Source organism: Duganella sp. BJB1802 (assembly GCF_013369445.1).
GTDB lineage: Bacteria > Pseudomonadota > Gammaproteobacteria > Burkholderiales > Burkholderiaceae_D > Rugamonas > Rugamonas vulcania_A.
Map to the genome: position 1 here is coordinate 200,823 of NZ_JABWEF010000012.1, position 12,306 is coordinate 213,128.

Below are 12,306 nucleotides of genomic sequence, written 5' to 3' on the forward strand. Positions count from 1 at the left end.
CTATGGCGCCCCCCATTCTGTCACCTTCCGGCGATTCGTGCTTTGTCCCATCCGTATCAAACGGCGCGGCCCTGCCCGAACAGGATGGCGCGCTCCTCGTCCGACATGGCGCGGTCCTTGCGGGCGTAGACGTTTTCCACGCCGACGTAGGCCTTGACGGTGGCCGGCCGCGCGCGGATCGCCTCGAACCAGCGTTGCAGGTCGGGGAAGTCGGACAGCGTCTGCCCGTGTCCCTCGTGCGGCACGATCCACGGGTAGCAGGCGATGTCGGCGATCGAGAACTCGCCGGCGATGAACTCGCGGCCTTGCAGCTGCTTGTCCAGCACGCCGTACAGGCGGCGCGTCTCGCGGGTGTAGCGGTCGATCGCGTACGGCACCGTCTCCGGCGCGTAGATGTTGAAGTGGCCGATCTGCCCCGCCATCGGCCCCAGCCCGGCCACCTGCCAGGTCAGCCATTGCAGGGCCACCAGCCGCGCGCGCGGATCGCGCGGCAGGCCGAAGCCGCTCTTGTCGGCCAGGTATTGCAGCATGGCGCCCGACTCGAACATGCTCAGCGGCGGCCCGCCGTCGGCCGGCGCGTGGTCGACCAGCGCCGGGATCTTGTTGTTCGGCGAAATGCGCAGGTACTCCGGCGCAAACTGTTCACCCTTGCCGATGTTCACGCGGATCAGCCGGTAGTCGATACCGGCCTCTTCCAGGTACATGGTCATTTTTAAGCCGTTGGGGGTGGCGGCGTAGTAGAGATCTATCATGGGGTCATTGTGCCTGCGGACGGCGCGTTGGCGGGATGCCAATCGCGGGATTTTTCAGGAGGCCAATCGGGCCGCGTCAGCGTCCGCCGAAGGCCAGGCGCTTGCCTTCGCGCAGCATGCTGGCGAACTCGGCCGCCGGAATCGGCTGGCTGAACAGATAGCCCTGCAGCTGGTCGCAACCCAGCTCGCGCAGGAAGCTCATCTGCTCGGCGGTCTCCACGCCTTCGGCCACGATCTCCTGGCGCAGCTGCTGCGCCATGGTGACGATGGCGCGCGCGATGGCGCAATCGTTCTCCTCGTACGGCAGGCCGACGACGAAGGAGCGGTCGATCTTCAGGGTGCTGATCGGGAATTTCTTCAGGTAGGCCAGGCTGGAGTAGCCGGTGCCGAAGTCGTCCAGCGCCAGCGCCATGCCCATCGCCACCAGCTCGTTCATGATGGCGATCACGTTGTCGGTGCCGCGCATCAGCAGGCTCTCGGTGATCTCCAGGTTGATCTGGTCGGGCTGCACGCCGTGCCGCTCCAGCACCGCCGCCATGCGCCGGGGCAGCTGGCTGTCGAACTGCCGCGCCGACAGGTTGACCGCGATCGGCGGCATGATCAGGTTGGCGTCCTTCCATTCGCGCACCTGGCGGCAGGCTTCCTCCAGCACCCAGCTGCCGAGCTCAAGGATCAGGCCGGTCTCCTCCGCCACCGGGATGAACACGCCCGGCGACACCAGCCCGCGCACCGGATGGCGCCAGCGCAGCAGCGCCTCGGCGCCGACGATGCGGCCGCTGCGCAGGCTGACCTTGGGCTGGTAGTACAACAGCAGCTCGTTGTTGCCGAGCGCCTGGCGCAGCTCGCTCTCGATGCGCAGGTGCTCCTTGGCGCGCTGGTTCATTTCCTCGCTGTAGAACAGGAAGGCCGATTCGATGCTCTGCGCCGCCTTGTTCATCGCCACGTCGGCGTAGCGGATCAAGGTCGGGACGTCGGTGCCGTCCTCGGTGTAGACGGTGATGCCGATGTGGCCGCCCACCTGCAGGCTGTGGCCGGCGATCACGATGGGCGCGGCCAGTGTGGCCAGCAGCTTTTGCGCGACGATGGCGGCATGTTCGCGCTTTTCCACGTGCAGCAGCGCCACCGCGAACTTGTGGCCGTCCAGCCGCGCCAGCACGTCGGCCTCGCGCAGCGCCAGCCGGAACAGTCGGCCGATCTCGCACAGCAGGCCGTTGCCGATGTCGTGGCCCAGCGTGTCGCTGATGGCGCCGATGCGGGCGATCTCGATCACCAGCAAGGCGCCATGCTCCTGCGAGCGCTTGGTCTCGGTCAGCGCTTGGCTGACCAGCTGGTTGAGCAGGCACAGGTTGGGCAGGCCGGTCAGCGGGTCGTAGTTGGCCATGCGCTGCATGCGCGCCTCGGCGTCCTTGTGCACGCTGATGTCGGAGAACAGCGAGAAGGTGTGGCTGATCTTGCCCTGCTCGTCGCGCACCACGCTGATCGTCACCGATTGCGGGAACAGCTCGCCGTTCTTGCGCTTGCCGATGATCTCGCCGCGCCACGGGCCCTGCCCCTGCATGGCCGAGCGCACCTTGGCGCGGAACTCGGCGTCGTGCACGCCGGAGCGCAGCAGGTCCGGCGTCTTGCCGATCGATTCCTCCGGCGTGTAGCCGGTGATGCGGGTGAACGAGGAGTTGATCGAGACGATGCGCTCGTGGGCGTCGGTGATCAGCACGCCCTGGTCGCTGTCCTCGATGATGCGCGCGTGCAGGTTGACCTTGTCCGCCGCCGACAGCGTCTGGTCCACATTGGACAACTTGACCAGCATGCCGACCGGGTCGCCGGCCTCGTCGTGACGCAGCAGCAGGTGCAGGTTCACCCAGATCAGTTCGCCGTTCTTCCGGCGCCGCCGCACTTCGGTGTGGGCGCCGCCGGCAGGACTGCCGTCGTGCTCGAAGAACAGCTCGGCGATGTTGCCGTCGTCGTCGCCCTCGGCGTACAGGAACAGCACGTGCTGCCCGACCGCCTCGCCGGTGGCGTAGCCGAACATCTGCCGCGCGCCCTCGCTCCAGCCGGTCACGTAGCCGGCCAGGTCCAGTTCCAGCACCGCGTCAGCCGTGGCCGCCGCCGGCTCGGGCAGGCCGGCGTGCGCCTCGGCCAGCGCCGCGTCCAGCCGCGACAGCGTGGCCGCCAGCGCCTCGCCCGACTCGCCGCGGGCCTGACGGCTCAGCGCAAGGCAGAGCTCGATCGCGTCACGCATGGGGACTGCCCGCCTTGCCCGCCGCCACGCCCTGCATCCACAAATACGCCTCGGCCTGGATCTGGTTGAAGCTGGCGCCGTCGATCTGCAGCGCCTGCAGGCCCTGGGTCAGCGCCGCGAGATCGTCGTGCTCGGCGGCCTCGACCACGTCGAGCAACTGCCCCAGCTCGCCCTCGCGCGCCAGCAGCGCCTGCTGCACGGCTTCGCTGATGGTCAGCGGCTTCAGCACCTCGGCCAGCGGCATGCCGAACAGAACGCCAAGCAGCGAGAACATGCCGGCCATGAAGGCCTGCTCCTGGTGCGGCTTGTCGTGGCCGGCGGCCTTGGCCAGCAGCTCCATCTGCCGCGCCCGCACCGACACCCGCGCCAGCAGCATGGCCGAGCGCTGGTCGGCCTCGCGCGACGAGAACAGCATCAGGTTGAGCCAGCGCCGCAGCTGCGAGCGGCCCAGGATCAGGATGGCCTGCGAAAAACTGGTGACGCGGCGGCCGGTGCCCATGCCCAGCGAGTTCACCAGCCGCAGCAGGTGGTAGGACAAGGTCGGGTCCTGGCGCAACAGCGCTTCGATTTCGTGGGTGTCGGCGTCGGCCGAGACCAGTTGCACCAGCTTGAGCGCCAGCGCGCGCGAGGCGGCCTGGCTGCCCACCGGCTTGGGCGGCGGCGCCAGGAACCAGTCGCCCTCGATCCAGTTGGCGCCGGCGGGCAGCTCGGCGGCCAGCGCGCCGTCGCTGTGGTGGACCTTGTCGGCGGGCAGCGGCTGCCAGCCCGCCTCGTCCAGCATATGGTTGACGGCCTCGGCCTGGCCGGCGCGGTAATAGCAACTCATGCTGCCGGAAGCGAGCTCCTGCAGCGCGCCGGCCGGCACCGCGTCGGCCTGCAAGCCGCCGGCGTCGAGCAGCAACGCCGAGGGCACGCCGTTGCGATCGGCCAGGGGATGCAAAAACACGGGCGGCATGGCGGTCGAGGCGGTCATGAGGTGTCCAGCAAGAGCAATCGATGATCCCGCTATGGTACTCCGAAATTATTGGCCTCGGCCAACATTATGGAAGCGAACCGGGCAATATCAAACGATGGGGCAAATGGCCCAGCAGCCGCTCGAACAACCCCGGCTGCTTCATGCGGTCCAGCCACCATTGCAGCGCCGCGCCGCGCTCGCCGCTGCGCCAGGCCAGGTGGAAGGTCTCGGCCGGCTTGGGTTCCTCGACCTGTTTTTCCACCAGCAGGCCGGCGGCGATGGCGGCGCGCGCGCACGGCTCGGGCAGGAAGCCGAAGCCCACGCCGTCGAGCTGGTACTGGAACTTGGTGTGCATGTCGGGCACGGTCAGCGTGTCCTGGCCCAGCACCAGGCCGACGGTGCGCGGCGCCATCTGCCGGGCCGAGTCGGCCACGCTGACGGCGCGGTGCCGCTGCAGTTGAACGCGGTCCAGCCTGCCTTCAACCGACGCCAGCGGATGCGACGGCGCCACCGCGAACACGAAGCCGATCTTGCCGATCGGCTGGGACACGTAGCCGCCGCCGGCCGGACCGTCGCCGGCCACGCCCACCAGCAGGTCGGCGCGGCGGTCCAGCAGCGCCTCCCAGGCGCCGGACAGCGCTTCGCGCACCAGGCGCAGCCGGGTTTGCTGGGCGACCTGGTAGAAGGCGTGAATGTCGTCGCGCAGCACGCCGGCCGAGAACATCGAATCCATGCCGACGGCCAGTTCGGTCTCCCAACCGGACGCCACGCGGCGCACGCGGTGCTCCAGGTCCTGCGCGGCCTTGAGCAGGTAGCGCCCTTCCTTGAGCAACTCGGCGCCGGCCGCCGTCAGCTCGACGCGCGGGCCGATGCGCTCGAACACTTGCACGCCGAGGTCGTCCTCCAGCTTGCCGACGGTGTAGGAAATGGTCGAGGGCACGCGGTGCAGTTCCTTGCCGGCGGCCGAGAACGATCCACGGCGGTCGATGGCGTCGACGATTTGCAGGGCTTCCAGGCTGAGTCTAAGCATTCGATTTTTTCGATAGTAAAGAGGTAAATTTTCCGTTTTTTTATTCAGAACCGGAGGAATATACTGTGATTCATGGATGCAGCGATAGCGAAACACCTTTCAAAATTATCGCACATTAACCAAAAAGAAACGGAGCCTACCATGTTACAAATTCGCAGAAGTGAAGAACGCGGCGTCGCCAACCACGGCTGGCTGCAATCCCGCCATACCTTCTCGTTCGGCAGCTATCACGATCCGAAACACACCGGTTTCGGTCCCCTGCTGGTCATCAATGAGGACCAGGTGCTGGGCGGCCAGGGTTTCGGCACCCACGGCCACCGCGACATGGAGATCATCTCCTACGTGCTGAGCGGCGCGCTGGAGCACAAGGACAGCATGGGCACCGGCTCGGTGCTGCACTACGGCGACGTCCAGCGCATGAGCGCCGGCAACGGCGTGCGCCACAGCGAGTTTAACCATTCGCCAAGCGAACAGGTGCACTTCCTGCAGATCTGGATCCAGCCCAACCAGACCGGCATCCCGCCCAGCTACGAGGAAAAGCACTTCACGCCGGAAAGCAAACAGGGCCGGCTGCGCCTGATCGCCTCCAACGACGGCCGCGACGGCTCGGTGCTGATCCACCAGGACGCGGCGCTGTACGCCACCATCATGGCGGCCGGCGACCACCTGAAGCATGAGCTGGCCGAGGGACGCATCGCCTACGTCCACGTTATCCGGGGCGATGTGACGGTCAACGGCACCCCGCTCAAGGACGGCGACGCGCTGAAGATCACGGCCGAAACGCTGCTCACGCTGCAGGACGCCTACGAGGCGGAAGTGCTGGTGTTCGACCTGCCCGCATAGGCTAGAGGCCGGCCTAAAAAAACTTTCCGCCAGTTTTGGTATCATGAAGGGCGCGCCGGGTCTGTTCGAACAGCCCGGCGCGCCTTTTTTACCTGAATATCAATCAATTGAAGAGCATAGCTATGTCGCAGAGCGCAGCAACCCCGGCAACCGACGAACTGGATTACATGACTTCCTGCGCCCTGCCGACCCCCTGGGCCCAGTTCACGCTGCACGCCTTTGTCGAAAAGGCCACGGGCAAGGAACACCTGGCGATGGTGCTGGGCGATATCGGCAACGGCGAGCCGGTGCTGGCGCGCGTGCACTCCGAGTGCCTGACCGGCGACGTGCTGTTCTCGCAGCGCTGCGATTGCGGCGCCCAGCTCGAAGGCGCGCTCAAGCGCATCGCCACCGAGGGACGCGGCGTGTTGCTGTACCTGCGCCAGGAGGGCCGGGGCATCGGCCTGATCAACAAGATCCGCGCCTACCGCCTGCAGGAAGCCGGCGCCGACACGGTGCAGGCCAACGAACAGCTGGGCTTCAAGCCCGACCAGCGCACCTACGGCCTGGTGCAGCCGATGCTGGCGCAGTTCGGCGTCAAAAGCTTACGCCTGATGACCAATAATCCGCGTAAGATCGATGCCATGACCAAACTGGGCATCGAGGTGGCCGAGCGCGTTCCGCTGCTGGTCAACCGCAACGCCTTCAACCAGCACTACCTGAATACCAAGGCCGCCAAGCTGGGCCACATGATGACGCCGCTGACCCCGGCCCCGGTGGAGGATGGCGCGCTGTAAGGTTGATTTTTAAGGATTGCATGAAATTTAACAAGCTTGCTGTCTCCATCGCCCTGAGCTGGGCCGGCGCCACCGCGCTGGCCGCTCCGGCCGCCACCACGCCGGCCACGCCGCCGCAGCTGGCCGCCGCGCAGTCCTCGTCCAAGGCCTCGGCGCCCGCCGCCGACAACGCCGACGCCACCCCGCTGCCGCAGCCCTCAAGCTCGGCCCAGCATCTGTACGCTTCCGCCAAAAACGATATCCTGCAGGTGCGCTCGCTGCTCAAGAGCGGCCGCACGCAATCGTCGGTCGGCTCCGGCTTTTTGATCGGCACCAGCAACCTGGTGGTGACCAACTACCACGTGGTGTCGCAGTTCGCGCTCGATCCCGACACCTACGTCGGCGAATGGGTGGACACCAGCGGCCAGCGCGGCAACGTCGAGCTGCTGGCGGTGGACGTGCTGCACGACCTGGCCGTGCTGCGCGTGAGCCGCAACGGCACCGGCTTCTTCAAGATCCCCGAACAATTGGCCAAGCTGACGCAGGGCCAGTACCTGTACTCGCTGGGCAATCCGCTCGACCTGGGCTTCGCCATTTCCGAAGGCGCCTACAACGGCGTGATCGCGCGCAGCTTCTACGACCAGCTGATGTTCACCGGTCCGATCAACTCCGGCATGAGCGGCGGCCCCAGCGTGACGGTGGACGGCGCGGTGGCCGGCGTCAACGTCTCCAAGCGCCTCGACGGCGAACTGGTCAGCTTCCTGGTGCCGGCCCGCTACGCGCAGGACCTGCTCAAGCGCGTGGAGCAGCAGAAAAAGGCGCCGGCCGATTTCACCGCCGTGGTCGCCGCGCAGCTGCTGACCCACCAGCGCGCCATGGTCGACCAGCTGCTGGCCAGCCCGCTGAGCCTCAAGCCGATGGGCCCGTATCAAGTGCCGGTGCGCGAGTCCGAGCAGATGCGCTGCTGGGGCCGCTCCAACGTCAAGGCCGACAAGCCGTTCACGGTGGACGACGCCAGTTGCGCGATGGAGTCGGCCATCTTCGTCAGCGGCTCGCTGCAGACGGGCCAGCTGAGCATCCGCCACCAGTACCTGCGCAGCACCGGCCTGGGCCAGCTGCGCTTCGCGCAACTGGCCAGCGCCTCGTTCAAGAACGAGCACTTCGGCACCAACAAGGACACCCGCCTGACCGGCCCGCAATGCACCGAGGACTTCGTCAAGAACAAGGACGTGCCGCTGCGCGCCGTGCTGTGCGTGCGCGCCTACCGCAAGTTCGCCGGCCTGTACGACTTCGCGCTGCTGACCGCGAGCACCGACCAGGGCTTGATGAGTTTGCAGAGCCGGCTCGACGCGCGCGGCGTCTCGTATGAAAACGGCTTGCGCCTGTCGCGCGTGTTCATCGATTCGATCGGCCTGGCGCCGGTGGTGGTTAAGAAGCCCGCCCCGGCGGCCAAGGGAGGCGCGCGATGAAAGCCCCCTACTTCATCGAGATCCTGGCCCGCAACGGCGACGTGCTGCACCGTCACAAGGTGGACGCGCTGCCGATCCGCCTGGGCCGCAGCTACGATAACGACGTCATCCTCGACGACGCTCACAGCGCCGCCGCCCACGCGGTGGTCGACGCCGACGAGCAAGGCCGGCTGGTGTTGCGCGACCTCGGCAGCAAGAACGGCAGCTACCTGAACGGCAAGCGCCAGACCAGCATGGTGCTGGACGGCGACACCATGGTGCGCCTGGGCCACACGCGCCTGCGCGTGCGCGCGGCCGACTTCCCGGTCGCCGACGAACGCGCCGACACCACCATGCACGGCTGGGAAGGCGCGGCGCCGGCCACCATCGGCCTGGCGCTGATCGCCGTCTTCACCTGCCTGGAAACCTGGCTGTCCGACGTCGAACCGTTCGCGCTGATACGCTACCTGCAGGTGCTGGCCACCAGCCTGGCCGCCGGCCTGGTGTGGAGCGGCTTGTGGGCGCTGGCCAACCGCCTGTTCGGCGTCCATGCGCGGCTGGGGCGGCACTTGTTCATCCTCGGCAGCGCGCTGGCCGTGGTCGGCGTGTGGAAGGTCATCAGCTCGGTGCTGGCGTACGCGTGGTCGGCCGAGGCCTTCACCCGCTACGGCAACCTGGTCACGCTGGCAATCGCCTGCGGCATGCTGTTCTTCCACCTGGTCACCATCAAGCCCCACCATCCACGGCGTTTCGCCATCAGCAGCTGGGTGATGCTGATGGGCGGCGCCGCGCTGATGCTGATGACCAATCTGCAGGGAACGGGCCGCGCCGCCGACGAGCTGTACATGTCGGTGCTGCTGCCGCCGGAAGTGCGGCACAGCCCGGACCGGAGCGTCGATCAATTCATGGCCGACGCGGCCGGACTGAAAACCGCCGCCGACGCCGCCCGCGTCCGCGCGGTCAAGGACGGCACGCCGGAAACCGAGGACGACGACGACGGCGCCGAATGAACGCCGGCATCCTGCGGGACATTAGTCCTGCGGGATGTTGTGGATGTGGGCCAACAGGGTTTTGATATCGGCCTCCGCCTCCGGCGGGAGATTAACGAACATGGCGCCGATATGGAGTTGCTCGCCCAACAGGAAGGATTTGTAGGAGCGCGTGACGCGCACTTCCATTTCAGGGACGATGACGGATTCCGATTCCAGTTCCAGCTGCACGTTCAGCAGCTTGCGGCCCTTGAGCAAACCCTTGACGGCATTCTTCGTGCAGCGCAGGCCGATCCCGCCCAGGGAGAAATCGTAGATGGGCAACTCATAGAACTTACCGTTTAACTCGAAGGACGCACTGAACGTGACCGCCAGCGGCGTTTCCACCCGCTCCGAGGCGCGCCGGTTCAGCACGGCGCAGGTCTCAGGGAAGACCATGGGTATCAGGTGCGGGCTGCCGGGAACCGAGGTCCACTCCTCGCTGGACAGGCGGAACTGCAGCTTCGCGGAGGTCAGCCAGGTGACGAAGGTGACTTTGCCGGGCGGCAGGACTTCGCCTTCATTCAACTCCATCACGAAATGAGGCTGCTCGGGATCGACCGACAGGATGCGGCCAAGCACCGGCTCGCGGTTGCCGGCGACATACATTGAGATCGCGTCGCCGGTTTCAGCCAGGAGGGTCAGCGTATCGCCGATATCGTCCTCGCTCGTCATTTCAAAGGAATTGGCGGAGGCCGGGATGGGACTCATCGCATCCTGCGGGCGCGGCGGTCCTCGCCGGATCGAGTGGGCAGTAGGTTCACTGAGTGACATGGCGCTCACCTCTGATGATGACATGATTAGACATTATTTAGGTCTGTGTATAACTTCATCATAGTCTTGGTTTTTCCCTTAAGCAACCTTTTTATAATTTTGGAAAATGGCCCGATACGGGGCGAGAATGCGCGAACATTGCAGTTAAGCAAGATGATATGCTGTGCATGCCCAAGCCGCACAGAATTTATCAATGAGGATGTACCTTGAGTCAAAAAAATTTCCGCCAGTTGCACGATGCACTGTTGAGCTACGAAGGCGGGTCGGCGTATGCGGATGTGCTTTTGCCTTGGCTTCATGAAAGCCAGGAAGAACAAACGTGGTTACGCTCTTTTGGACAACGGGAGGGTGAGCCCATCCCTGCAGCGACTGTTGAAGAGTTATGGTCGCTTTACGCGCTGAGCCGCGTCTGCGAGGTCTTGATTTTAACCTTCCAAGACGGCGGCTTCGATTCAAGCTGGAAAGGACCAGCCATATCGATCAGCGAGTTCACTGCGTTTATCGAAGCGCTGGGCTTAACAGTATTAAAGCCCGCCGCCTACTGCGAGTTTTATCATGAGGTCCTAAGCGTCGAACCCCATGAGTCTCCTGACGCCCACATCCTCGCTTACAAGTGGCCCTGTGTAATGCTGGGCAATTTGCTTGTTTTGCGTGGCGGCGTCGCGGTCGCCGCGAACCCCGCGCTTCTTCGGCCAGGCATCGCTGACAACTCCACCCTTTATTGGTCCAGTCGCCGAAAAGCGCGGCCACATCAGGATCTTTCGAACGGCTGGGGGCACAACTCACAATGGCGCACGGCATTCCGGCGCGACTATGTCATCGGGGCCAACCAGTATTTCAACGTCGACGGCAAATGTGATTTGGCGTCGCCGGAATGGCAGCAAACCGATTGCTGCGAAATGGAAGTCAGCCTGACACGGGAGGAGAGAATCGAGCTTCTGACGAATCGTTGTTTCGTCAGGTCTGCAAAGCCGCACGCCGACTTGTGGCCATACCATGATCGTATTCGGATTGCCGACGGCACAGGCCAAAAAAAACCCGCCAGCCCGAACGCGCTCAAGATCGCGCTCGGTGCCAGCGGGCTTTGGGGCGTGCTGTCTCTTACCTGGCTGCTTTGCGGCGGCGCGCGATGACGCCTACCAGGCCCAGGCCTGCCAGCAACATGGCGTAGGTTTCCGGCTCAGGTACGGCGGCGGTGACGGACACGTTGTCCAGCACGGCGCCCGAGTAGCCGTCGCCACCGACGCTGCTGAACACCAGCGCCTGCGAACCACCGGTGGTGATGAAGTTGAAGCTGTAGTTGGTGACGGGGGTGCTGCCATCGAACGCGTAGTGGTTGCCACCAACGAACACGTCCAGGCCAGCGCCATGCGAGTACGGGTTGTGGGTCAGGTCGAACGACAGCGTGTAGGTGGCGCCGGCGACCGCGTTGAACGATTGCGACAGCACGCCCGGACCTGGCGTGCCCAGCATGTCGATGCTGTTGCCCGATATCGAGTTGTAGCTGTTGTTGATGACGTCGACGGAGACGCCGCCGACAGTCCAGTTGGCGATCGCGCCCGAACCCGCGCCCACCCTGACGTAGTCGTTCAGATTGACGCCGGCGACATTTTCAAAGTCGCCGTTCTGGATCAGGTTGGCGGCCGAGGCGGCGCCCGAAACGCTTGCTGCGGCGATGGCTGCTGCCAACATCAGTTTGCAAATTTTCATGGCTGACTTTCAAAAAAGGTGGGACGGCGACGTAATGTAGCCATTTTACCGACTAATTTCAAAAGCACAACTAAAATTTCATTTTGTTACTGAATATATTTTTATAGCAATATTTCTACCGGATTAAGAAGGCCAGCCGCGCAGCACCTGGTCCACCACCTCCTGCAGTTGTTTGCGGGTGGCGCCGGCAGCCGCCTGCACCGCCATTCCATTCGAGACCGTCATCACATAGCGCGCCAATTGACCCGAGCAGCTGTCGACCGGCAGGTCGCCATCCACCTTGGCGCGCTCCAGCCGCGCGCGCAGCTTGGCTTCGCTGGCGGCGCGGCGCTCGATCAGCGAGTGGCGAATTGGCAACGCATCGTCGCTGCAGGCCAGCGCGCCGTTGATCACCAGGCAGCCGTGCGGGTTCTCGGCTTCGGTCTGGGCGTCGGCATTGCCGCGCAAAAAATGCTCGACCACGGCGCGCGCGGTCGGCTGCTCCAGCGCCGCGTTGAACAGCGGATCGTGGGTGGCGCCGTAGCGCTCCAGCGCCATGCGGAACAGGTTTTCCTTGTTGCCGAACACGGCGTACAGGCTCGGCCGGTTCATGCCCATCGCCTCGGTCAGCTCCGGCAGCGAGCTGCCTTCGTAGCCCTTTTCCCAGAACACTTTCATGGCCTTGTCGAGCGCCGTCTCCGCGTCAAACGTACGCGGGCGGCCGCTCTTGCGTGCGGATGCGGAAGTATCTTTCATACTGATCGGTTAAAAATTCATTGACAAAGTTCTTTGC

12 protein-coding genes are annotated in these 12,306 nt (G+C 64.9%); 5 read left to right on the forward strand and 7 right to left on the reverse strand.

Features of this window, described 5'->3' with window-relative positions; translation table 11 throughout:
* Window positions 1–56 precede the first annotated feature (56 nt).
* The 4 genes from HUX88_RS19660 to HUX88_RS19675 form a co-directional block, all read right to left on the reverse strand.
* Window positions 57–752 carry a glutathione S-transferase N-terminal domain-containing protein gene (locus HUX88_RS19660; protein WP_176362849.1) on the reverse strand — a complete coding sequence of 232 codons (696 nt, stop codon included), beginning with the start codon at window positions 750–752 and terminating at the stop codon, window positions 57–59.
* A gap of 76 nt (window positions 753–828) precedes the next feature.
* Window positions 829–2,991, reverse strand: a complete 2,163-nt coding sequence (locus HUX88_RS19665; RefSeq protein ID WP_176362850.1) for a bifunctional diguanylate cyclase/phosphodiesterase — start codon at window positions 2,989–2,991, stop codon at window positions 829–831.
* On the reverse strand, window positions 2,984–3,964 hold the full coding sequence (locus HUX88_RS19670; protein ID WP_176362851.1) for an EAL and HDOD domain-containing protein: 981 nt from the start codon (window positions 3,962–3,964) through the stop codon (window positions 2,984–2,986). The genes HUX88_RS19665 and HUX88_RS19670 overlap by 8 nt, the downstream gene beginning before the upstream one ends.
* A 67-nt stretch (window positions 3,965–4,031) precedes the next feature.
* Window positions 4,032–4,976 carry a LysR substrate-binding domain-containing protein gene (locus HUX88_RS19675; RefSeq protein ID WP_117013523.1) on the reverse strand — a complete coding sequence of 315 codons (945 nt, stop codon included), beginning with the start codon at window positions 4,974–4,976 and terminating at the stop codon, window positions 4,032–4,034.
* 141 nt (window positions 4,977–5,117) lie between these two features.
* Here HUX88_RS19675 and HUX88_RS19680 point away from each other — a divergent pair, with 141 nt between their 5' ends.
* The 4 genes from HUX88_RS19680 (at window position 5,118) to HUX88_RS19695 (ending at window position 9,032) form a co-directional block, all read left to right on the forward strand.
* Window positions 5,118–5,819, forward strand: coding sequence for a pirin family protein (locus HUX88_RS19680; protein WP_176362852.1), 702 nt, complete (start codon window positions 5,118–5,120; stop codon window positions 5,817–5,819).
* 122 nt (window positions 5,820–5,941) lie between these two features.
* On the forward strand, window positions 5,942–6,595 hold the full coding sequence (gene ribA, locus HUX88_RS19685) for a GTP cyclohydrolase II (RefSeq protein WP_117013521.1): 654 nt from the start codon (window positions 5,942–5,944) through the stop codon (window positions 6,593–6,595).
* A gap of 20 nt (window positions 6,596–6,615) precedes the next feature.
* On the forward strand, window positions 6,616–8,043 hold the full coding sequence (locus tag HUX88_RS19690) for a serine protease (RefSeq protein ID WP_176362853.1): 1,428 nt from the start codon (window positions 6,616–6,618) through the stop codon (window positions 8,041–8,043).
* Window positions 8,040–9,032 carry an FHA domain-containing protein gene (locus HUX88_RS19695; RefSeq protein ID WP_176362854.1) on the forward strand — a complete coding sequence of 331 codons (993 nt, stop codon included), beginning with the start codon at window positions 8,040–8,042 and terminating at the stop codon, window positions 9,030–9,032. The genes HUX88_RS19690 and HUX88_RS19695 overlap by 4 nt, the downstream gene beginning before the upstream one ends.
* Window positions 9,033–9,053: 21 nt before the next feature.
* Here the strand turns inward: HUX88_RS19695 and HUX88_RS19700 are convergent, their stop codons facing one another.
* Window positions 9,054–9,761, reverse strand: a complete 708-nt coding sequence (locus HUX88_RS19700) for a flagellar brake protein (protein WP_229213227.1) — start codon at window positions 9,759–9,761, stop codon at window positions 9,054–9,056.
* 269 nt (window positions 9,762–10,030) lie between these two features.
* On the opposite strand from HUX88_RS19700, the gene HUX88_RS19705 reads away from it, so the two are divergent.
* Window positions 10,031–10,957 carry a hypothetical protein gene (locus HUX88_RS19705; protein ID WP_176362855.1) on the forward strand — a complete coding sequence of 309 codons (927 nt, stop codon included), beginning with the start codon at window positions 10,031–10,033 and terminating at the stop codon, window positions 10,955–10,957.
* Here HUX88_RS19705 and HUX88_RS19710 read toward each other — a convergent pair.
* Entirely contained in the window at window positions 10,926–11,534 is a 609-nt protein-coding gene (locus tag HUX88_RS19710) for a choice-of-anchor C family PEP-CTERM protein (protein WP_176362856.1), read from the reverse strand. The two genes, HUX88_RS19705 and HUX88_RS19710, sit on opposite strands and share 32 nt — an antisense overlap.
* 123 nt (window positions 11,535–11,657) lie before the next feature.
* Complete coding sequence (locus HUX88_RS19715) at window positions 11,658–12,269, reverse strand: TetR/AcrR family transcriptional regulator (protein ID WP_176362857.1); 612 nt, start codon at window positions 12,267–12,269, stop codon at window positions 11,658–11,660.
* Window positions 12,270–12,306 lie beyond the last annotated feature (37 nt).